Raw genomic sequence first — 20,015 nt, 5'->3', positions numbered from 1 at the left:
GGCCCAGCGCTGGCCAGCCCTCCCGGCCGGGGGTCAGCACCGGCGTCAACCGTCGCGGCAAGGGTCAGCCCTTGACGGCGCCGGCCACCAGGCCGGAGACCATCCGACGCTGCACCAGCAGGAAGAAGATGATGACCGGCAGGGTGAACAGGGTGGACGCGGCCATCACCGGGCCCCAGTTGGTGTCGTCCCGACCGAAGAAGAAGGTCATCGCGACCGGCAGTGTGTAGCTGCCCTGGTCGTTGATGAACGTCAACGCGAAGATCAGCTCGTTCCACGCCGTGATGAAGGAGAAGATGCTGGTGGCCACCAGGCCGGGGGCGACCAGCGGGAAGAGCACCCGGCGGAAGGTCTGGGCCCGGCTGGCCCCGTCGATCGCCGCCGCCTCCTCCAGTTCCTTCGGCACCGCGGCGACGAAGCCGCGCAGCATCCAGACCGCGAACGGCAGCGAGAAACCGAGGTACGTGAGGATCAGGCTGGGCAGGGTGTTGTAGAGCCCCAGCCGCTGGATCATCAGGAACAGCGGGATGACCAACGCCTCCAGCGGGATCATCTGCACCACCAGCAGCATGATCAGGAAGCTCGTCCGCAGCCGGAACCGGAACCGGGCCACCGCGGTCGCGGCGAGCAACGCCACCAGACCGCTGAGCACCACAGTGGAGACGACGACCAGCGCGCTGTTGAGGAAGAAGTCGAGGAAGCTGACGCCGGGGATCAGGTTGCCGGTCAGGATCTCCCGGTAGTGCGCCAACGTCGGATGGGTGGGCACCGGCTGCGGGGTGGAGGAGAAGATCTCGTTGCTCGGCTTCAGCGAGGTGGAGATCATCCAGTAGACCGGGAACGCCGCGAAGAGCGCGACCAGCAGCCCGGCGCCGTTGAGAGCGACCTTCTTCACGACTCGTCCTCCTGCCTGAGCACCATCCGTACGTAGAAGCCGGTGACCACGAGCAGGATCAGCGTGAGGATCACCGCGATGGCCGCGCCGAGCCCGTACTTCGGCGGCGGCGAGAAGGCTTCGGCGTACGAGTAGATGGCGAGCATGAACGTCGGCCGGTCCTGGGTGCCGCCGGCCAGCACGAACTGCTGGGTGAAGACCTTGAAGTCCCAGATCGTGGAGAGCACGATCAGGATTCCGAAGACCGGGCGCAGCAACGGGAAAGTGATCTTCCAGAAGACCCGCCACGGGCTGGCCCCGTCCACCCGGGCCGCCTCGTGCAGCTCACTCGGCACGCTCTTGAGACCGGCCAGCACACTCACCGCGATGAACGGGAACGAGTGCCAGACCACCACCAGGGTGAGGATGGCGAAGAAGAGCAGCGGCGAGTTGAACCAGCCGTAGCCGGTCCAGTCGCTGCGCCCGAACAGGCCGTTCGAGAGCCCGTCCGGCAACGCGTTGAACAGCCACGTGACCAGGCCGCTCGTGTCGTCGAAGATCCACTTCCAGACGATGGTGCCGGTCAGCGCGGGCGTGGCCCAGGCGAGCATCACGCAGCTGGCCACGAACGTCGCCATCTTGGGACCGAGCCGGTTGAGCAGCAGCCCCACCAGAGTGCCGAGCACCATCGTGAGCAGCACGTTCGCCGCGGCGAACAGAACCGTGTTGCGCAGCACGGTCAGGAAGAACGGGTCGGAGAGGATGTCGGTGTAGTTGCCGAGCCCCACCCACGGCCACTCGCGATCGCCGCGCAGTTGCCGAACGCTGTTCAGTCGGTAGAAGGACATCACCACCACCTGGCCGAGCGGCCAGAGCAGCAGCACCCCGATGATCAGCAGGGCGGGCAGAAGCAGCAGGTAGGGCAGGCGGTCCACCCCGCGACGCCGCCGCGCGGGGGTCTCCCGCGCGGCGGCCGCCTCGGCGCTCTTGGTCAGTGAGCTCACTTGCTGTTCAAGATGCCTTCCATCTCACCGGCCGCGTCGGCGGTAGCCTTCTCGACCGTCTTCTGACCCTTCATGACCGAGCTGTTCATCGCCTGGGTCACCGTCTTCGTCCGGCTGACCTCCACCCACTTCGGGGTGAGCGGCGTGAGCTTGGTGTTCTGCATGGTGGTGGCGAACGCCGCCATCACCTTGTCGTTCGCGTAGGCGCCACCGGAGACCAGGTCCTGGTAGACGGGGAAGAAGCCGAGGCTGCTCGCGAAGCTCTGCGCGTTCTTCTTGTTCAGCAGCACGGTCAGGTACTCCCAGGCCAGGTCCTGCCGCTCGCTGTCCTTCCAGATCGCCACGTCCGAGCCGCCCGCGAAACCGGGCGCCGCCTTGCCGTCGGGGCTGGGGATCGGGAACGTACCCCAGACCTTCTCGATCTCGGGGTTGTCCTTCTTGATGGCGCCCTGCTGCCAGCTACCGGCGAAGGCCATCGCGGCCTTGCCGGTGGCGAACTGGGTACGCGCGTCGATCTCGTTCCAACCCGCCGCCGCCGGCGGGGCGACCTTGTGCACTGTCACCAGGTCGGTCCAGAACTTGACGGCCCGCTGCGCCTCGGGCGTGGTGTAGCCGGACTTCCAGGTGCCGCCCTGGTTGCTGGCGATCTCGCCGCCCGCGCCCCAGAGGAAGGAGTAGAAGGGCAGCTCGGAGTTGCCGGGCAGCGCGATGCCGTAGGTGCCCTTCTTCTTCGCCTGCACGGCCTTGGCCACCGTGACCAGGTCGTCCCAGGTCTTCGGGGGCTGCACGCCGGCCTCGGCGAACCAGTCGGTGCGGTAGTAGATGGCGCGCACACCCGCGTACCAGGGCACGCCGTACTGCTTGCCGTCGAGCTGCGCGTTGCGCACCAGGTCGGGCAGCAGATCCTTGCCGTCGGCCCAGCCGCCCATCCGACCACTCACGTCGGCGAGCGCCTCCTGTGCGGCCCAACCCTGGGTCTCGGTGTTGCCCAGCTCGGTGATGTCCGGACCCTCACCGCCGGCGAGCGCGGCCTGGAACTTCTTGGGCGCCTCCAGCCAGGGGATGTACTGCACGACCACGTCGGTGTCGGGGTGCTTCTGGCGGAACTCGGCCTCGACCCCGTCGAGGAAGGAGTTCTGCGCGTCCCCGCCCTCGCCCATCATCCAGACCGTGAGCTTGCTGTCGTCGGCCGCGTCGTCGCCGGAGCCTCCACAACCGGTCAGCACCATCGCGGCCGAGGCCACCATGGCAGTGACCGGGGCCAGCCGCTTCCACCTGTTCACGCCACTTCTCCCCTCGCGCCGCCTGGAACTAACCTTCTCCGCCGCACCCTAGTACGGAGAATTCCTTTACGACAGTGGGCGGGACTGGCCGAAGCGTGGCGACCGTACCGCAGGGGCCCGACGACCGGCGCTCCAGCATCGGGCCAAAGCCGGGCACTCCAGCACGAAAGAGCGCCCGGCTCTTGGCCGGGCGCTCTTTCCAGTCGTGCTGTCCTACAAGTGGTGCTGTGTCGTCAGATGATGCCGGGTCGTTATCGGGTGACGCGGCGACGGCCACCCACACCGGCAACCAGTGCGACAGCGATCGCGGCAACCACGACCTGCACCAGCAGCTCGCCCCAGTCGACACCGTTCGTCTCGGTCGCGATGCCGATGGCCCGCGCCAGGACCGTGCCCAGCAGCGCGGCGCCGACACCGATCAGCAGGTGCAGCCAGATCGGCATGTTCTGCCGGCCCGGGACGACCAGGCGGCCGAGCGCGCCGACGATGAGACCAACAACGATCGCAGTGATGATGCCCCACACGGTGAGCTCCACGGCCACCCTCCTTCAAGAATGTCTGACACACGGTTCGTGTGCTTCCTGTCGTGACCGTTAATTGCCCGACCCACCTAAATTCCAAACCGACTTCACTCACGAAACGATCACGACTTGGCCGACAGGAACACGTTCCACTGCGGGCCCCATCCGGCCGTCGGTCCACCCGCCCCGGACACCCGGGCCACCGGGCCCCGGGCCACCGGGCCCCGGGCCACCGGGCCCCGGGCCGCGTTCAACAAGAGGTCGTTGAGGCCGCCGCATCCGGCGGAGGCGGATGATGTCGTCCAACCGGAGCGGACCGAGAGATGGACTTGCCGGGGGTGATGGCACTGCTGCGCGGCGGTACATCCACCCAGGACGCCTCGACGTCACCACAACCGAGCCGATCACCGCGATCCAGCCCAGCGGGGACGCTCGACAGGGCGCCGCAGACCTCCGGCGGGCTCGCCCACAGACCTCGAGCCGCACGCCGCAAACGTCGGGCCGCACGCCGCAAACGTCGGGCCGCACGCCGCAAACGTCGGGCCGCACGCCGCAAACGTCGGGCCCACGCGGCACGCCGCAAACCCTCGAGCCGCCGCAAACGGCAGACCTCGGGCCACACACTGCGACTTCGGGCCGCGTGCCATGGCAGACCGCGGGCGCGCAGGAGGGCAGACCTTCAGGCCGCACGCCGGAGACGTCGGACGAGAGGCCGTCGCGGTGGACAGAACCGGCGACGACCGCGGCGGTGGACAGAACGCGGCGAAGACCGTCGTGGCGGGTGGAACGCCGATGGGCGCCCGACCTGTCGGTCGGGCGCCCATCGAGGTGTCGCGGTGGTACGGGTTGGTGCTGTGGTGTTACCGGGTCATGCGGCGGCGGCCACCCACACCGGCAACCAGTGCGACAGCGATCGCGGCCACCACGACCTGCACCAGCAGCTCGCCCCAGTCGACGCCGTTCGTCTCGGTCGCGATGCCGATGGCCCGCGCCAGTACGGTGCCCAGCAGGGCGGCGCCAATACCGATCAGCATGTGCAGCCAGATCGGCATGTTCTGCCGGCCCGGGACGACCAGGCGGCCGAGCGCGCCGACGATGAGACCAACAACGATCGCAGTGATGATGCCCCACACGGTGAACTCCACGGTCGCCCTCCTTCAAAAGAATGTCTGACACACGATGTGTGTGCTTCCTGTCGTGACCGGTAAGTGCCCGACCCACCGAAAGCCCAAACCGACTCACCGCAAAGGACAGCGCCAGTCGTCAATGTTCTCGGGGTGCGTCGGTTGGCGCGCGGGCACGTCCACACAGGTAGGAGCCCATGTCGTCGAGCGGCCGACCCCACGACAGCGACAGAAAAATTTTCCGCACCCGGCGGTCACACTCGCCACACCCCGGCGCCAGGCCGGCAGTAACGGCGGGCCCGACAGAGGCCAAGACGGGCGAGAACGCGAGACAGGCGAGCACACCGGAAACGCAACGCGCCCGGGTGCGTGTGGCACCCGGGCGCGTACGGCATCGCGAACTACTTCTTGCCGGCGGCCTTGCCGTCGCCGGAGTCGGAGGAGAGGGCGGCGATGAAGGCCTCCTGCGGCACCTCGACTCTGCCGACCATCTTCATCCGCTTCTTGCCTTCCTTCTGCTTCTCCAGCAGCTTGCGCTTGCGGCTGATGTCGCCGCCGTAGCACTTGGCGAGCACGTCCTTGCGGATCGCCCGGATGGTTTCCCGGGCGATGACCCGGCTGCCGATGGCCGCCTGGATCGGCACCTCGAACTGCTGGCGCGGGATCAGGGTGCGCAGCTTGGCGGCGATGGTGACGCCGTAGTTGTACGCCTTGTCCTTGTGCACGATGGCGCTGAACGCGTCCACCGGCTCGCCGTGCAGGAGGATGTCCACCTTCACCAGGTCGGACGCCTGCTCGCCGGAGGGCTCGTAGTCGAGCGAGGCGTAGCCCTTGGTACGGCTCTTCAGCTGGTCGAAGAAGTCGTAGATGATCTCCGCGAGGGGCAGCGTGTAGCGCAGCTCCACCCGGTCGGCGGAGAGGTAGTCCATGCCGAGCAGGGTGCCGCGCCGGCCCTGGCAGAGCTCCATGATCGCGCCCACGTAGTCGTTGGGCGTCAGCACGGTGGCCCGGACCACCGGCTCGTACACCTCGGCGATCTTGCCGGTGGGGTACTCGCTCGGGTTGGTCACGACGATCTCCTCGCCGTCGTCCGTGATCGCCCGGTAGACGACGTTGGGCGCGGTGGAGATCAGGTCGAGGTTGTACTCGCGCTCCAGCCGCTCCCGGATGATCTCCAGGTGGAGCAGGCCGAGGAAGCCGCAGCGGAAGCCGAAGCCGAGCGCGCCGGAGGTCTCCGGCTCGTAGTCCAGGGCGGCGTCGTTGAGCTTGAGCTTGTCCAACGCCTCGCGCAGGTTCGGGTAGTCGGACCCGTCGATCGGGTAGAGGCCGGAGTAGACCATCGGCTTCGGGTCCTTGTAGCCGCCCAACGCCTCGGTCGCCGGCCGGCTGTTGATGGTGACCGTGTCACCGACCCGGGACTGCCGGACGTCCTTCACACCGGTGATCAGGTAGCCGACCTCGCCGACGCCGAGCGCGTCGGCCTTGACCATCTCGGGTGAGATGACGCCGATCTCCAGCAGCTCGTGCACCGCACCGGTGGACATCATCTTGATCCGGTCGCGGGCGCTGATCCGGCCGTCGATGACCCGGACGTACGTGACGACGCCGCGGTAGACGTCGTACACCGAATCGAAGATCATCGCCCGGGCGGGCGCCGCGGCGTCGCCGACCGGTGGAATGAACTGCCGGACGATCTCGTCGAGCAGGTACGGGACGCCCTCACCGGTCTTGCCGGAGACCCGGATGCAGTCGGCGGGGTCGCCGCCGATGAGGTGGGCCAGCTCCTCGGCGTACTTCTCCGGCTGCGCGGCCGGCAGGTCGATCTTGTTGAGCACCGGGATGATGCGCAGGTCGTTCTCGAGAGCCAGGTAGAGGTTCGCCAGGGTCTGCGCCTCGATGCCCTGTGCGGCGTCGACAAGCAGCACTGCGCCCTCGCAGGCGGCCAGCGACCGGGACACCTCGTAGGTGAAGTCCACGTGCCCCGGGGTGTCGATCATGTTGAGCACCGCGTGCTCGCCGGCCCGCTCACCCTCGCGGATGGTCCACGGCATGCGGACGGCCTGGCTCTTGATGGTGATGCCGCGCTCGCGCTCGATGTCCATCCGGTCCAGGTACTGCGCGCGCATCTGCCGAGGGTCGACCACACCGGTGAGCTGCAGCATCCGGTCGGCCAGGGTCGACTTCCCGTGGTCGATGTGGGCGATGATGCCGAAGTTCCGGAGGCGACCGGGGTCGGTGGAACCGGGAGCGTTCGCGCCGGGATCGAGCTTCGGTGGCACAGCGGTCCGTTCTGGTCGGCTGACGTGAACAGGCCGGCGCGCCGCCGACCCCCTCTATGTTCCCACGCCGCCGGGGTGCGCCCACTGTGCGGGCGATGGATCGGCGCGAGGACCCCTCACTCCATCGGCGGCTCGACGAAGAGCGCGGCCAGCCGGGGCAGCCGCCGACGCGCCTCGTCCTCGTCGTCGAAGTCCCAGAAGTCGTTGAGGTCCGGTGTCCGCACCGGGTCGCGGTCGGCCGGCAGCTCGGTCGCGGTGGCCTTGCGGTACGCGTCCCAGGGCACCGAGAGCATCTGCTCTGCGGAGAACTCCTCGCCGCTGAGCGAGGCCGCCCGCACCTGGGGCAGTTCGGCCAGCGAGTCCGGTTCGGCGACCGCGCGGGCGAAGACGGCACGGCCCTGGGTCATCAGCCAGCCCCGGAAGTGTTCGAAGCCGTCGGCCGAGGCACCACCGTTGATCAGGTACGCCGCACCCCAGAGATCCGCCTTGTGTGAGGCGGCCAGCACCCGTGTCTGGTGCCGTGCGTACCCGATGATGTCCTCCGGGTCGCGCTCGGCGAGCAGCGCGACGGCCCGCGCGGCGACCGGGCCGGGCTCACCGCCGCCGCCGGCCCGCGCCTCGTCGATCAACTGCCAGAAGTCCTCGGTCCTCATGGCTTGGCAGTCTGGCAGTGTCGCCGTGCGTCGCGCACGTACCCCGGGGCAGCATGGTGGGATGTCCCCTCCCCTGCTGCCGCCGGTGCCGTACCACGCGAGCGCCCTGCGCCCGTCGTGGCCGGCCTTACCGGCGGCGCTGCGGGCCGCGGTCGCCGAACGGCTGGGCGCGCCGGTGGTCACCGCCCGGGTCGCGGGCGCGGGCTTCACCCGCGGCTTCGCCGCCGTGCTCGACACCGCCGACGGTGGTCGGGCCTTCGTCAAGGCCGCACCCGCCGCCGAGCAACCGCATCTGGTCGACTGGTACGCCCGAGAGGCCGCGATCCTGGACCGGCTGCCGGCGGACCTGCCGGCGCCCCGCCCCCGGTGGACCCTCTCCGCGGCCGGTTGGTTCGTGCTCTGCACCGACGCCGTCGACGGGCACACCCCGCGCCTGCCCTGGGCGCCCGCCGAGTTGGACGCAACCCTCGCCGGGTACGCGCAGGTCGCCGCCGCCCTGACCGACCCGCCGGCCGAGTTGACCGCGCTCGGCCTGCCGCGCCTGGCCGACCTGGCCCGGTCGGACATCCTCTGGTGGGAGGAGGTCGCCGCCGGTCGCGAGCCGAGCCCGCCACTGCCCGCGCCGCTCCTGGACCGGCTGCCCGAGCTGGTGGAGTTGGAGTCCCTCCTCCCCCGGTACGCCGATGGGGCGACCGGCCTGATCCACGGCGACCTGCGGGTCGACAACGTGCTGATCGGCGCGGACGGCCGAGCCTGGTTCTGCGACTGGACCTGGGTCTGCTCCGGGCCGGCCTGGTTCGACGTGGCCGGCCTGCTGCTCACCGCGTACGCCAGCGGGTTGGACGCGGATCGCCTCTTCGCCGCGCACCCGGCCACCGCCGGCGCGCCCCCGGACGCCCTGGACGCGACCCTGGCCGCGTTGGCCGGCTACTACCTCACCGGCGCTGCGGCGGCACCGCCGACGGCCTCACCACACCTACCCGCCCACCAGCGATGGAGCGGCGAGCAGTCGCTCGACTGGCTGGCCCGCCGCCAGGGCTGGCGGTGAAGCGGACGGGGCTGGCGGGGACGCGAGCTGGGCTGCCGCTCGGCTGGCGGGTGAGCCGCCGCCCTGGTCGAGGGCGTAACCTGGTCCCCGACGGGCCGGGTCCGTCCGCGCGAAGGCCGAGCCGTTTTGGCTCGTCCCGGGCGACCTGGTAACCTGGCTCTTCGCGCAGCGATGACGCATGTTCGTCATCACGCGCAATAAGCTGACCAACCCGAGCTATCAAGACGAGGCTGTCGCGTGGCGAACATCAAGTCCCAGATCAAGCGCAACCGGCAGAACGAGAAGGCCCGGCTGCGCAACAAGTCGGTCAAGTCGTCGCTGAAGACCGCCGTCCGGAAGTTCCACGAGGCTGCCGAGGCCGGTGACGTCGAGAAGGCGACCGCGCTCATGCTGGACGCCTCGCGCAAGCTGGACAAGGCCGTCAGCAAGGGCGTGATCCACTCCAACCAGGCCGCGAACCGCAAGTCCGCGATCGCAAAGCGCGTGGTGTCGCTCTCCGCCTGACGACTTCACCGTCAGACTGATTCGGAAAGCCCCGGGCCCAGGCCCGGGGCTTTCGTGTGTCCAGCGGCCGGCCGTCTAAGCCCCCAGGGCAGCATGCCCGCCTAGCGCGCCCGCCTTGAGATCTTGGAAGGAAAGTGCCCCAAGAGGGGCCGTTCCGCTCCAAGATCTACGACGAGTGCGTCGGTGGGCGCGTCGGCGCGTCGGTGTGCGGGGGCGATGTGTCCGTCGCCACGACGACGCCGGGCACGCTGTGCAGGATCCACTCCACCTGCGCTCGCCCGACCGCCGGCTCCATCTGCCGGCGAAACCGGTCCCGTTCCTGCTCGGGCACGAGCGCGGCGGAACGGACAACGACCGCGGCCACCATGTCGTTGAGTTTGACCATGGCCGCCACCACGACCGGCAACACCAGCACCGCCCACCAGCTGACCAACTCGGCGAGGGCGAGCAGCACCGCCAGGGCGATGGCGCCCTCGAAGAAGAGGAAGCACAGCACCCCGCCGGGGTTGACGAACCGCAGGCCGAGGAGCCGGGCGTAGAGCGGCCGGTAGCGCTCCTCGTCCACTCCGATGGTTGCCCACACTGGGCGGTTCGCCCTCGTCACCTGGTGCTGCCCTGCCGGGCCGCCGCGACGGAGAAGACCGCACGTTCCAGGGCGTACGCCCTGTCGTCGGAGCCGCCCTTGACGGCCGCGTTGCACTCGGCGGCGACCTGCATGGCCCGGACCAGGCCCTCCGGCGTCCAGCCCCGCGCCTGCCGCTGCGCCCGTTCGATCTTCCAGGCGGGCATTCCGAGGCTGCTGGCGAGCTGGTACGCATTACCTCGTCCGGCCGATGCCACCCGGGCCACAGTGCGCACGCCGTCGGCCAGGGCGTCGGCGATGGGCACCGGGTCGACCCCGACATGCAGGGCCCAGCGCAGTGCCTCAAGCGCCGCCGGCACGTCGCCGACCATCGTGGCGTCGGCCACCGTGAAGCCGGTCACCTCGACCCGGCCCCGGTAGTAACGGGAGACCGTCTCGGCGCTGATCCGCCCGTCGGTGTCGGCGATCAGTTGGGAGCAGGCGGCGGCCAGCTCGCGCAGGTCGTTGCCGACCGCGGCGATGAGCGCTTCGGCGGCGTCGTCGGTGCACTTCCCGCCGGCCCGGCGGATCTCGTCGCGGACGAAGGTAACCCGGTCGCGGTGCCCCTTGAGCTTGCCGGCCGGAACCACAGTCGCGCCGGCCGCCCGCAGACCGTCGGCGAACGCCTTGCCCTTCGCACCGCCCAGGTGCAGCACCAGCAGTTGGACGTCCGGGTCGGGGTTCTTCGCGTACGCCAACAGCGCGGCGACCAGATCCTTGCGGGCGTCCTGGCCGGAACGCAGGACCAGCAGCCGCCGTCCGCCGAACAGCGAGGGGCTGAGCATCTCGGCGATCTCGCCGACGGTGAGCGCACTGGCCTGGTACTCGCGGACGTCCACCTCGGCGTCGACGCTGCGAACCTTCGCGACAGCTTCGGTGACCGCGCGCGTGGCGAGCAGTTCCTCGTCACCGAGGACGAGCAGAATGGGGGCGAGGCTGGCGGGGGTCACGTCGCCCATATTCGCACGGCCTGCGGCGGGATCGTGCCTGCTCATTCGCTGCTTGATCGGCGCAGCCCGCACACAGCGCAAATCCAGACATCAACCCCAATTCCTCGCTTAATCCACAAGTCACCCGCTCAATGGACGGCCCGCCGCCTTGATCAGGGTTGTCGGCCTGCGGGCACCCCTCGTCGGGCCACCGCCAGACCGTCGCCCGTTCGGACCGCCGCCACATCGCCGTCCGTGTCGGTACGCAGCACCCGCACGCCGCCTCTGCTCAGTCGGGCAAGCAACCCTGGACTCGGGTGCCCGTAGGTGTTGCCCGTGCCCACCGGCACGAGCGCCACCGATGGCCGCACCGCGTCGAGGAAGCCCGGGTCCTGGTACGCCGACCCGTGGTGCGCGATTTTCAACACGTCCGCCCGCAACTGGCCGGGCGCCGCCCGCGTCACCATCGCGTGCTGCTCCTCGGTCTCCGCGTCGCCGGCCAGCAGGATCCGCACCCCGGCCACCGTGGCGCGCAGCACCAGCGAGTTGTTGTTGGGGTCGGACCTCGTCCCAGCCAGCGGGTACGGCGGGCCGAGCACCAGCAGGTCGACCCCGCCCACGGGATGGCGAGCGCCGGCCACCGTGGTCAGCAGCGCTGCCCGCCCGCCGGTGGCCGCCGCCCGGACCAGGTCCCGGCCGCTCTCCGGGTCGGTCGACGACGGCGTCAGCACGGCACCCACCCGCCGACCCCGAAACACTCCGGCCACCCCGCCGACGTGGTCGGCGTGGAAGTGGCTGATCACCAGCAGGGGCACCTCCCGCACGCCGAGCCGACGCAGGCAACCGTCCACCGCACCCGGTTCCGGCCCGGCGTCCACCACCACGGCCCGGCCGGGGTCGACCGGGAGCACCAGGGCGTCGCCCTGGCCCACCGCGCAGGCCACCACCACCCAGCCGGCGGGCGGCCAACCGGCTGCCATCAGCCGAACCGGCAGGGCACCCAGCACGGCGGCGACACCGACAACCGCCACCAGCCGACGTACGAGTGGCCGGCGCACCGCGATCAGCAACGCAACGGTCAGCCCGGTCAGCAGGAGGGCACCGGGCACCCCGCCCGGCCACGGCAGGGTGCCGCCCGGCAGTCGAGCACCCTGCCGGGCGATGATCACCAGCCACCAGGCCGGCCAACTTGCCAGCCACGCGACGAACTCGGCACCGGCCGGCCAGATCGGCGACATCATGGCCGCCAGCACGCCCAGCACGGTCGCCGGCGCGATGGCCGGCACCGCCAGCAGATTGGCCGGTACCGCCACCAGGCTCACCGTGCCGGAGATTCCGGCGACGACCGGGCCGCAGGCAAGTTGGGCGGCCGCCGGCACGGCCAACGCCTCGGCCAGCCCCGGTGGGACGCCTCGCCGCCGCAACCCGTCCCGCCAGCGTGGCGCGAGCAGCAGCAGGCCACCGGTGGCCAGCACGGAGAGCGCGAACCCCGGGTCCCCGGCCAGCTCGGGGTCGACGAGCACCAGCACGGTCACGGCGGCGGCCAACGCGGGCAACGCCGCGCGGGGACGACCGGCGGCGAGCGCGGCGAGACCGATCGCTCCCATCGTGGCGGCTCGTACGACGCTCGGCGACGGGCGGACCAGAATGACGAACCCCACCAGCGCCACCCCGCACAGCCCGGCGGCGAGCCACGGACCGGCCCGTGACCACCGGGCCAGCAACAACACCGCACCCACCACGATCGCGACGTTGGAGCCGGAGACCGCGTTGAGATGGGTCATCCCGGTGGCCTGGAACTCCTCCTCGACGGCGGGTGGCAGTCGGCTGGTGTCGCCCACCACCAGACCGGGCAGCAGCCCACCGGGGTCGTCGGGCAGCGGCGCGCAGGCGCGTTGCAGGCCGGTACGCAGCGTCCCGGCGGCGCGCTGCGCCCAGGACGGCGCACCGTGCCGCTCCGGTGGGCCGTTGGTGCTGAGCACCGCCGCGGTGAGGTCGCCACCGCGCGGTACGCCGAGCCGGCCGTCGGCGGTGAGGCGCTGCCCGGGCAACAGACCCCGCCACGCCGGGTCGGTGGCCAGGACGAGCAGCCGCACCGACGCATGGATCCGCCGACCATCCGGGCCGGTGAGCCGAACCAGTTCGGTCGAGACCAGCAACATGCCTGGCCGCCCGGCGCTCCGGATCGGGCGTGGATCGTCCCGGACGACCAGGTCGGCGGTCACCGGAGCGCGTTGCTCGGCCAGGACACGGATCGGCGGTGTGTCCCGGATGGCGAGCCGAGCAGCGGTGGCCGCCCCTGCGCAGACCACGCCGAGACCGACCGCGACGACGATCCAGCCGTAGCGGTGAGCCGTCGCCCGAGGCCAACGACCGAGGTGACCGAGCAGGTACAGGGCGCTGAGCACCGTCAGGACGACGGCGGCGCCGCCGACCAGCAACAGCGTGCGGGTGCCGAGATGCAGGCCGGCGAGCGCCGTGAGCCAGGCGGCCACCGCCAACCCGGCGAGCCGCAGATCTGGCGGCGACGTCTGGTCGTGGGCAACGCTCGGGTCGTTTCCAGCCCTTGTGCTCGACGGCTCCCGCTCGTCGGTGGCGCGGTGGGCGCTCACACCGTCACCAGGTCCTTGAGCTGCTCGTACCGGGCGTCACCAATCCCGTCGACCTGGCGCAGATCGCCAACGGACTTGAACCCGCCGTGCTGATCCCGATGGGCGAGGATCCGTTGGGCGAGGACCGGCCCTACCCCGGGCAACGCGTCGAGCTGGGCCAGGGTGGCGGTGTTGAGGTTCACCGGACCGGCGGCGGGTGCCGCGCCGCCCGCCACAGGCCCGGCCGCGCCCCCCGGCCCCGGTGGTGGCGTCACCCCGACCACGATCAATTCACCGTCGGTGACCTTGCGGGCGGGGTTGAGCAGCGCCACGTCGACCCCGGGCAGCGCGCCGCCGGCTGCCTGCACCGCGTCGGCGAGACGGGAGCCGGCCGGCAGGCGTACCAGACCGGGCTTGCGGACCTTTCCTGCCACCGCCACCACCAGCTCGCCGGACCCGGACGCGCTGAGGTCACCCGCCGGCGCAGCCGATGCAGTCTCGCGGGACAGCGGGGCGACCGGTTCCGACTGCGGCCGGGATCGCCAAGCCCAACCGGCCGCGACCAACAGCACCACCACGGCGACCACCGCCAACGCCCGCACCCCCCTGCGCCCGGGATCGAACGCCCCAGGCCCGGGCAACCGCGATTCAGACACCACCGCAAGGCCGCCCGGCACCAGCTCAGAGGCCTGCGCCGGTTGGGCCGACCGCACGTCCGGAGACGGCGCGCCGGGCGGCACGCCAAACGGGGGTACGCCCGCGAGCGACGCCTCGGTCCGGGTCAGCGGGACGACAACCGTCTCCGTCAGCCGGCGCAGGCGCTGGCGTACCTCTGTCTCCTCGTCGTGCGACACATCGCGACGCTATGGCGGCGGCCGGGACGGTGGACGGGGGCGACGCCGTCCTGTGGACAACTATCGCCACTGTGGACAACTACCTGATCAAGCCTCGATCTGCTACGGGGCAGAATGTTGACCTGGCCCGGTCAGGGCTGGCCCTGGACGCCAGAGAAGAACCAAGCCACGGTTCAGGATTGGCGGCGGGCCTGGCGAGGCGAGGACTCCAAGCGCGGCGGACCGGAACTGTGCCGACCGGTCCTGCCCCGCCTGCGCTTCCGCCGCGGGCGAGGGCCAATCTTGGCAGCAGAGCGTCTGGAAGGTCGTCGGCGACCCGACTTTGTCCTTCCGTCATCGATGCGCCGGCCGGCGGCCAGCATGCTGAGCACTGCTGTGATAACGAAGATGCCCGGCCAGAGCATCCATCCGGTCGTGCTCTCGACGAGTTCTTCCGGCAACCGTGGGTGGACCAGGCCTTCAGGGTCACGCACCACAGTGACGTGTTGTCCCACTACCCCCTCCGGCTTGTCCGGCGCTCCATCGGGGTTCCCTGGCCAACGCCCCAATTCCCCGCGAATGCGCGGGTTGTCCTGATCGGCGAGAGTATAGTACAGCTGCCGGGGCCTCTCGCTGCCGTCTCGCACGGATATGACTGTGGCTACGACCCGCTCGCCGCGATGGTGGAGAACAGACGACCACAGTCCCGCGGCAACCATGAGCACGAAGAAGGCGCTGACCAGCCAAGCGAGGACCAGTCGGACCACGTGCGGTGGCATCCCGGGCGAGGTCACCCGCACGGCCACCGCCAAGGAGACGCACCACAGCAGGAGGGTCGGAATGATTGCGTCCCCGGGTCGGATCCAGGTTGTCGCTCCCACTGCACCGATCGCTTCGGTGACGGTAAACACCAACAGATACACCCCGGCCAGCGGATTGATCCATCGACGAACGCGCAGATCCCCCATGGGCGCAGAGTAGGTCCGGCAGGCAAAGACCGACGGACACTCCCGCGCCAGCATCGCTGGCGATGGCTCAGACGGTGGCGTCGGATCGTCCCGCCGGTCTCCACGGTCGAGGGACGTCATCGGCGGGCAGGGGCCGCCCGGCCAGCATGCAGAGGACGGCGAGCACGACGAAGACGATTGGGGAGTGCGGCGTAGGGTACGTCCCATCGATCTTGAAGGATCGGAGGTGGCTCGGATGCGGGCTCGACTACGGCAGATACACATCGACGGGCACACCTACACGTGGCGCGCGGCGCTGCACCGCGTACAGATCGATGGCTTCCACCACCGGGCGGTCTACGTCCGGGCCTGGGGTAGCGGCGGCAAGAACAGCCAGAAGCTCGAAGCGGATCTGTTGTCGGCCCCCGGGCCGTACGTTGTCGACGACGGCTACCCCACACCCGCCGACGTGCGGGCCGTCATCATCTGTGGTCTGAAGAGTGGTTGGCAGCCAGAGCAGCGGGGCGGAACGTTCGTGCTGTCCGACCGCGAGCATGGGGCCAGCTTCGCGGCGTCGGGGTTCCAGCTGACCAATCCCGTACGCCCGGGCGAGAGCGCCGACCGCACGGCCCACGAGGCTCAGCAGCGAGGCTGACGGCCGGCGGGCAACAGTGCCCGACCGGCCGCCGGGCCTGCTACAGGTACGGCCGGGTGATGATCTCGATGGCGTGTCCCACCGGGTCGAAGAAGTAGAAGCCCCGCCCACCGTGCTCGGTGTTGGTCTCCCCCTCCCGCTTCAGCTGCGGGTCGGCCCAGTACGTGATGCCACGCCCCTCGACGAACGCCAGGCACCGCACGAACAACTCGTCGTCGACGAGGAACGCGTAGTGCTGCATCTGGATGTCCACCGGCGGCTCGGCGAACTGGAGCAGCACACCCTCGTCCAGTTGGACGTTGGCGAACGGCCCCCATGAAGGCGCCTCCGGCAGCTCGAACAGCTCCCGGTAGAACGCGGCCGAGGCGCTCTTGTCCTTGCTGGCGATGATGGTGTGGTTGAACGTGACTGTCATGCGTACCGTCTTCTTTCCCGGTCGATCCGAAGACCCGACCGGAAGCCCACAGCGTTCACCCAGCCACGCAGATGACAAAGCCCCGAGGGCACCGACGCCCCGGATCCCGCACGAGAGACGCGTACATCGCATCGATCTCGGCGTGGTGGCTGAAGTAGCCAGAACCTCCGGGGGGTAGGCCCATCTGGGGCGCGCACGGAGGCTAACACAGCGGCGTGGGCGGGCTCATTCACCGTTTCTGGAGCATGACCGCGGCGACCTCTGCCAGGAGCGCCAACGCCCAGTCGAGTTGTCGGCACTCGTTGCGCCCTCGGCACTCCAGGCACCCGCCCGCCCGCCACGGCCGGTGGAGTGCCCGAGTCCAGTGAGCATCCAGTACCCGCTTGGCCGTGAACAGTTCCGTCGCCGTGGACACCGGTTCATCGATTGGCATGGTCGGCACCTCCGCGCGATCCGAAGTAGCCCGCCCTGGGGGCCGAGGCTTTGCGGTGCACTCCCTCAGGGCGGGCAGACCGGATACCTCAGGAGTGCTGAAGTCCAGGAGCACCCGGTCACTGTCTCACTGTATCCACTGTCTCGGTGTAGTCAAGTTCTCACTGTCTCCACTTTGCCGCGTTGTCGCCTTGCCTCGATCACACCCGGGCTGGAAACATGATCTCCGCTGAAGTCCGGGAGAACCGCTCATGCCAACGAGACCACCGCACTACCGCCGCGTGGCGGATGACATCGAGCAGAAGATCCGCTCAGGCGAATACTCGCCCGGCCAACAACTGCCGTCGGTGTCCGAGATCGGCGAGCTGTACAACGTGGCACGCTCCACGGCCTATCGAGCCGTCAAGGAACTGCACGAGCGGAACCTGATCTACGGTCAGCAGGGCCAGGGCGTCTTCGTCGCCGACAGCTAGAAGCCGAGCGGTCTAGGCGGTCAGCGGGCCTCTGGGTCGAGGCCGAGTACGGCTCGTCCGCCGTCCACCGGCAGCGTCACCCCGTTGACGAAGCTCGCCGCGGGCGACAGCAGGTACGCGACCGCCTCGGCCACCTCCTCGGCCCGCCCGATGCGGCCCACCGGGTGCAGCCGGGTCAGCTCGGCGTCGATCCACTGGGCCTGGTTGGGCTCCTGCGTGGCGAGGAATTCGGCGTGCCGCTCGGTGGCGATCGAGCCGAGCGCGACGGCGTTGGCGCGGATGCCGTGCCGCCCGTACTCGACTGCCAGTGCCCGGGTGAGCCCCTCCACGGCGGCCTTCGCCGTCGCGTACGGCAGGGCGCCTGACACCGGTCGACGGGCCTGGTGGGACGAGACGTTGACGATCGCGCCACCGGCGGCGCGGGCCAGGAAGCGGCGGACGGCGACTGCGGCGCCCACCACGGCTGGGCGCAGGTTCACGTTGATCAGGTCCAGCACCGTGTCGGCCGACGCGGAGTGCAGCGTGGCATCGCGGAACACCGCCGCGTTGTTCACCCAGCCGGTCAGTGGCGCGGCGCGGTCCGCCAGTTCGGCGGCGCGCTCGGCCACCTGCTCGTCGGCGGCGTCGCCGACCACCGGGACGAGCCGATCGGCGGCCGGATGGCCGGCCAACCAGTCGACCGCGGCGGCGTCGCGTTCCAGTACGACGATGGTGGCGCCGGTCGCCACCAGCCGTTCCACCACCGCCCGGCCGACACCGCGACCGCCACCGGTCACCACGCACGACGTGGACACGGCTCAGCCCTCCGGTCGGCGGTGGACGACCACGCAGGCCAGGCCGGGCCCGGCGTGCGCGGCGACGACGGCACCCGCCTCGGAGACGTACGTGTCGTGCAGCCGGTCGCCGAACCGTTCGGTCAGCGCGGCGCGCAACGCCTCGGCCCGTTGCGGTGCGGCCAGGTGGTGCACCCCGAGATCCACGTCGTCGTCGCCTGCCGCCTCGACGGCAAGGTCCACGAGACGGGCCACTCCCCGGCTGGCGGTGCGAACCTTCTCGCGCAGCACGATCGCCCCGTCCGGCATGTGCATGATCGGCTTGACGGACAGCGCGGTGCCGACCAATGCCTCGGCCGCGTTGATCCGGCCGCCCCGGCGCAGGAATTCCAGCGTGTCGACGTAGAACCAGACGGTGGTGCGGGCGATGGCGGCGAGCGCCGCGTCGCGTACCCCGGCAAGGTCGCCGCCGGTCTCGGCGGCGATGGCGGCGGCGATGGCCGGAAAGCCCAGCCCCATTCCCGCCGAGCGGCTGTCCACGACCTCGACCCGGCCGTCCAGGTCGGTGGCGGCCAGCCGGGCGGCCTCCACCGTGCCGGACAGCGCGGCGGAGAGGTGCACCGAGACGATCCCATCGGCGCCGGCGTCGAGCAGTCGGCGGTACGTGCGGGCGAACTGCTCGGGTGCCGGGCGGGAGGTGGTCGCCGTGACCCGGCGGGCGCTCAGTGCCACTGTCGCGTCGGCCGGCTGGGTCTCCACCCCCTCCAGCCCTTCCGCTCCGTTGAGTACGACGGTCAACGGCACGACGGTCAGCCGGTGCGCCTGCACCAGCTCGGGCGGAAGGTAGGCGGTGGAGTCGATGACAACCGCGACGGGCATGCCCGGCACGCTAGCCGATCGAGGCCGCGAACGCCGAGGCGCGAGTGCTCAGATCGCGTCGACGGCGACCGGGGCGGTGATCAGGCCGACGTTGTGTGCCCGCAACTGCCACCCACTGACGTCCTGCGGGCGCCCGATGGCCGGCGCGCGGTCGTCGTGCCGCAGCTCACTCCAGTGGCAGTTGGCCAACGAGCCGATGGAGCGCAGCACGCCGGTGTCCCAGCCGAGAAGGTGGCCCATGCCCTGCCGGGAGCCGCCACCGTGGGTGGCGATCACCACCGTGCCGCCTGGTGGCGCCTCGGCCGCCTCCCGCAGCGCGAGGCCGACCCGCTCGCCGAGGTCGTGCAGGGGCTCCACATCCGCGCCCGGGTCGGGGTCGCCGGCCCGCCAGCGCGCGTACTCCTCGGGGAAGCGTTCGGCGACCTCGGTGAGGTGCAGACCCTGCCACTGGCCGAAGTGCCGCTCGCGCAGCCGGGCGTCGGTGCGTACCGGAAGCCCGGTCAGCGCGGCGAGCGCGGCGGCGGTCTCCGCGGCGCGGCTCAGGTCGCTGGCCACGATGGCGTCGGGTCGCAGCGCCGCGAGCAGCGGCGCGGCGGCGCGGGCCTGGTCGCGACCAAGCTCGTTGAGGGGTACGTCGGTCTGCCCCTGGACGCGGTTGGCGGCGTTCCAGTCGGTGTTGCCGTGCCGCCAGACGATCAGCCGGGTCATTCGGCGGCGGCGGACCCGCTGGCGTCGGCCTCGACCAGGTCGCGGTCGACGAACGGGATGGTGGGGCAGTCCTTCCACAGGCGGTCGAGCCCGTAGAACTCGCGCTCCTCGGTGTGCTGGACGTGCACCACGATGTCGACGTAGTCGAGCAGCACCCAACGGCCACCACGCTCGCCCTCGCGCCGCACCGGCTTCGCCTTGTCCGGCAGCTCCAGCAGGCTCTCCTCGATGGCGTCGACGATGGCCAGCACCTGACGCTCGTTGGGGGCGGCGGCGAGCACGAACGCGTCGGTGATGGCGAGCTGGTCGCCGACGTCGATGATCGTGATGTCCTGCGCCTTCTTGTCGGCGGCGGCCTGGGCGGCCGCGATAGCCAGCTCGTGAGCGCGTTCGGAAACTGTCACCGTTCTCCTTCGATCAAGCGTGCGATCCTCCAAGCGTCTCATACCCGCCGGCACCCCGATCGTC

Annotated in this window: 21 protein-coding genes; 4 read left to right on the top strand and 17 right to left on the bottom strand. The window is 70.5% G+C overall.

Going from position 1 to position 20,015, the window contains the following annotated elements; translation table 11 throughout:
• Positions 1-64: 64 nt before the first annotated feature.
• The 7 genes from KBX71_RS27850 to KBX71_RS27820 form a co-directional block, all read right to left on the bottom strand.
• Positions 65-895: a carbohydrate ABC transporter permease gene (locus KBX71_RS27850; protein ID WP_210820775.1), complete on the bottom strand. Its 831-nt coding sequence runs from the start codon at positions 893-895 to the stop codon at positions 65-67.
• Entirely contained in the window at positions 892-1,878 is a 987-nt protein-coding gene (locus tag KBX71_RS27845) for a carbohydrate ABC transporter permease (RefSeq protein ID WP_210820774.1), read from the bottom strand. Before KBX71_RS27845 ends, KBX71_RS27850 begins: the two co-directional genes overlap by 4 nt.
• Positions 1,875-3,161: a sugar ABC transporter substrate-binding protein gene (locus tag KBX71_RS27840; protein WP_210820772.1), complete on the bottom strand. Its 1,287-nt coding sequence runs from the start codon at positions 3,159-3,161 to the stop codon at positions 1,875-1,877. Before KBX71_RS27840 ends, KBX71_RS27845 begins: the two co-directional genes overlap by 4 nt.
• Positions 3,162-3,412: 251 nt before the next feature.
• Positions 3,413-3,697, bottom strand: coding sequence for a GlsB/YeaQ/YmgE family stress response membrane protein (locus KBX71_RS27835; protein WP_179780541.1), 285 nt, complete (start codon positions 3,695-3,697; stop codon positions 3,413-3,415).
• Between the two features lie 845 nt (positions 3,698-4,542).
• The gene (locus KBX71_RS27830; RefSeq protein ID WP_210820771.1) at positions 4,543-4,827 is read right to left on the bottom strand and encodes a GlsB/YeaQ/YmgE family stress response membrane protein; all 285 of its coding nucleotides are present in this window, start codon (positions 4,825-4,827) and stop codon (positions 4,543-4,545) included.
• Between the two features lie 380 nt (positions 4,828-5,207).
• Positions 5,208-7,085 carry a translation elongation factor 4 gene (gene lepA / locus KBX71_RS27825; RefSeq protein WP_210820769.1) on the bottom strand — a complete coding sequence of 626 codons (1,878 nt, stop codon included), beginning with the start codon at positions 7,083-7,085 and terminating at the stop codon, positions 5,208-5,210.
• Positions 7,086-7,201: 116 nt separating this feature from the next.
• Positions 7,202-7,738 (bottom strand): DUF4240 domain-containing protein, encoded by a 537-nt coding sequence (locus KBX71_RS27820; RefSeq protein ID WP_112588292.1) that lies wholly within the window; start codon positions 7,736-7,738, stop codon positions 7,202-7,204.
• A gap of 61 nt (positions 7,739-7,799) precedes the next feature.
• Here KBX71_RS27820 and KBX71_RS27815 point away from each other — a divergent pair, with 61 nt between their 5' ends.
• Both KBX71_RS27815 and rpsT read left to right on the top strand, forming a co-directional pair.
• The gene (locus KBX71_RS27815; RefSeq protein ID WP_210820766.1) at positions 7,800-8,786 is read left to right on the top strand and encodes a phosphotransferase family protein; all 987 of its coding nucleotides are present in this window, start codon (positions 7,800-7,802) and stop codon (positions 8,784-8,786) included.
• A gap of 237 nt (positions 8,787-9,023) precedes the next feature.
• Positions 9,024-9,290: a 30S ribosomal protein S20 gene (gene rpsT / locus KBX71_RS27810; RefSeq protein ID WP_030491765.1), complete on the top strand. Its 267-nt coding sequence runs from the start codon at positions 9,024-9,026 to the stop codon at positions 9,288-9,290.
• A 166-nt stretch (positions 9,291-9,456) separates the two neighbouring features.
• Here the strand turns inward: rpsT and KBX71_RS27805 are convergent, their stop codons facing one another.
• The 4 genes from KBX71_RS27805 to KBX71_RS27790 form a co-directional block, all read right to left on the bottom strand.
• Complete coding sequence (locus KBX71_RS27805) at positions 9,457-9,894, bottom strand: hypothetical protein (RefSeq protein ID WP_196929926.1); 438 nt, start codon at positions 9,892-9,894, stop codon at positions 9,457-9,459.
• Positions 9,891-10,871 carry a DNA polymerase III subunit delta gene (holA, locus tag KBX71_RS27800; RefSeq protein ID WP_196929925.1) on the bottom strand — a complete coding sequence of 327 codons (981 nt, stop codon included), beginning with the start codon at positions 10,869-10,871 and terminating at the stop codon, positions 9,891-9,893. The genes KBX71_RS27805 and holA overlap by 4 nt, the downstream gene beginning before the upstream one ends.
• Before the next feature lie 143 nt (positions 10,872-11,014).
• Positions 11,015-13,357 (bottom strand): ComEC/Rec2 family competence protein, encoded by a 2,343-nt coding sequence (locus KBX71_RS27795; protein ID WP_247684235.1) that lies wholly within the window; start codon positions 13,355-13,357, stop codon positions 11,015-11,017.
• Positions 13,358-13,449: 92 nt separating this feature from the next.
• Positions 13,450-14,286: a ComEA family DNA-binding protein gene (locus KBX71_RS27790; protein ID WP_210820762.1), complete on the bottom strand. Its 837-nt coding sequence runs from the start codon at positions 14,284-14,286 to the stop codon at positions 13,450-13,452.
• A 1,182-nt stretch (positions 14,287-15,468) separates the two neighbouring features.
• Here KBX71_RS27790 and KBX71_RS27785 point away from each other — a divergent pair.
• Positions 15,469-15,867: an integrase gene (locus KBX71_RS27785; RefSeq protein ID WP_210820761.1), complete on the top strand. Its 399-nt coding sequence runs from the start codon at positions 15,469-15,471 to the stop codon at positions 15,865-15,867.
• A 40-nt stretch (positions 15,868-15,907) separates the two neighbouring features.
• Here KBX71_RS27785 and KBX71_RS27780 read toward each other — a convergent pair whose 3' ends face one another.
• Positions 15,908-16,282 carry a VOC family protein gene (locus tag KBX71_RS27780; protein ID WP_210820759.1) on the bottom strand — a complete coding sequence of 125 codons (375 nt, stop codon included), beginning with the start codon at positions 16,280-16,282 and terminating at the stop codon, positions 15,908-15,910.
• A gap of 229 nt (positions 16,283-16,511) precedes the next feature.
• On the bottom strand, positions 16,512-16,715 hold the full coding sequence (locus tag KBX71_RS27775; RefSeq protein ID WP_210820758.1) for a hypothetical protein: 204 nt from the start codon (positions 16,713-16,715) through the stop codon (positions 16,512-16,514).
• Between the two features lie 250 nt (positions 16,716-16,965).
• Here KBX71_RS27775 and KBX71_RS27770 point away from each other — a divergent pair, with 250 nt between their 5' ends.
• Positions 16,966-17,187 (top strand): GntR family transcriptional regulator, encoded by a 222-nt coding sequence (locus KBX71_RS27770; protein ID WP_091409860.1) that lies wholly within the window; start codon positions 16,966-16,968, stop codon positions 17,185-17,187.
• Positions 17,188-17,207: 20 nt separating this feature from the next.
• Here KBX71_RS27770 and KBX71_RS27765 read toward each other — a convergent pair whose 3' ends face one another.
• Genes KBX71_RS27765 through rsfS form a run of 4 tightly spaced genes read right to left on the bottom strand, consistent with a single transcriptional unit; the run spans position 17,208 to position 19,951 of the window.
• Positions 17,208-17,981: an SDR family NAD(P)-dependent oxidoreductase gene (locus KBX71_RS27765; RefSeq protein ID WP_210820756.1), complete on the bottom strand. Its 774-nt coding sequence runs from the start codon at positions 17,979-17,981 to the stop codon at positions 17,208-17,210.
• 3 nt (positions 17,982-17,984) lie between these two features.
• Positions 17,985-18,839: a DegV family protein gene (locus tag KBX71_RS27760; RefSeq protein WP_210820755.1), complete on the bottom strand. Its 855-nt coding sequence runs from the start codon at positions 18,837-18,839 to the stop codon at positions 17,985-17,987.
• A 48-nt stretch (positions 18,840-18,887) separates the two neighbouring features.
• Positions 18,888-19,547 (bottom strand): histidine phosphatase family protein, encoded by a 660-nt coding sequence (locus KBX71_RS27755; RefSeq protein ID WP_210820754.1) that lies wholly within the window; start codon positions 19,545-19,547, stop codon positions 18,888-18,890.
• On the bottom strand, positions 19,544-19,951 hold the full coding sequence (gene rsfS, locus KBX71_RS27750) for a ribosome silencing factor (RefSeq protein ID WP_124817468.1): 408 nt from the start codon (positions 19,949-19,951) through the stop codon (positions 19,544-19,546). The genes KBX71_RS27755 and rsfS overlap by 4 nt, the downstream gene beginning before the upstream one ends.
• Positions 19,952-20,015 lie beyond the last annotated feature (64 nt).

Origin of the sequence: Micromonospora sp. D93 (assembly GCF_018070365.1) — a bacterium.
GTDB classification, from domain to species: domain Bacteria; phylum Actinomycetota; class Actinomycetes; order Mycobacteriales; family Micromonosporaceae; genus Micromonospora; species Micromonospora ureilytica.
This window is presented reverse-complemented; position numbering and strand designations above follow the sequence as displayed.

Excerpts from the sequence above, each read along its gene's own strand:
- KBX71_RS27770 (WP_091409860.1), top strand. The coding sequence starts at position 16,966 with ATGCCAACGAGACCACCGCACTACCGCCGCGTGGCGGATGACATCGAG.
- KBX71_RS27760 (WP_210820755.1), bottom strand. The coding sequence starts at position 18,839 with ATGCCCGTCGCGGTTGTCATCGACTCCACCGCCTACCTTCCGCCCGAG.
- KBX71_RS27820 (WP_112588292.1), bottom strand. The coding sequence starts at position 7,738 with ATGAGGACCGAGGACTTCTGGCAGTTGATCGACGAGGCGCGGGCCGGC.
- KBX71_RS27775 (WP_210820758.1), bottom strand. The coding sequence starts at position 16,715 with ATGCCAATCGATGAACCGGTGTCCACGGCGACGGAACTGTTCACGGCC.
- KBX71_RS27755 (WP_210820754.1), bottom strand. The coding sequence starts at position 19,547 with ATGACCCGGCTGATCGTCTGGCGGCACGGCAACACCGACTGGAACGCC.
- KBX71_RS27815 (WP_210820766.1), top strand. The coding sequence starts at position 7,800 with ATGTCCCCTCCCCTGCTGCCGCCGGTGCCGTACCACGCGAGCGCCCTG.
- KBX71_RS27780 (WP_210820759.1), bottom strand. The coding sequence starts at position 16,282 with ATGACAGTCACGTTCAACCACACCATCATCGCCAGCAAGGACAAGAGC.
- holA (WP_196929925.1), bottom strand. The coding sequence starts at position 10,871 with ATGGGCGACGTGACCCCCGCCAGCCTCGCCCCCATTCTGCTCGTCCTC.
- KBX71_RS27785 (WP_210820761.1), top strand. The coding sequence starts at position 15,469 with ATGCGGGCTCGACTACGGCAGATACACATCGACGGGCACACCTACACG.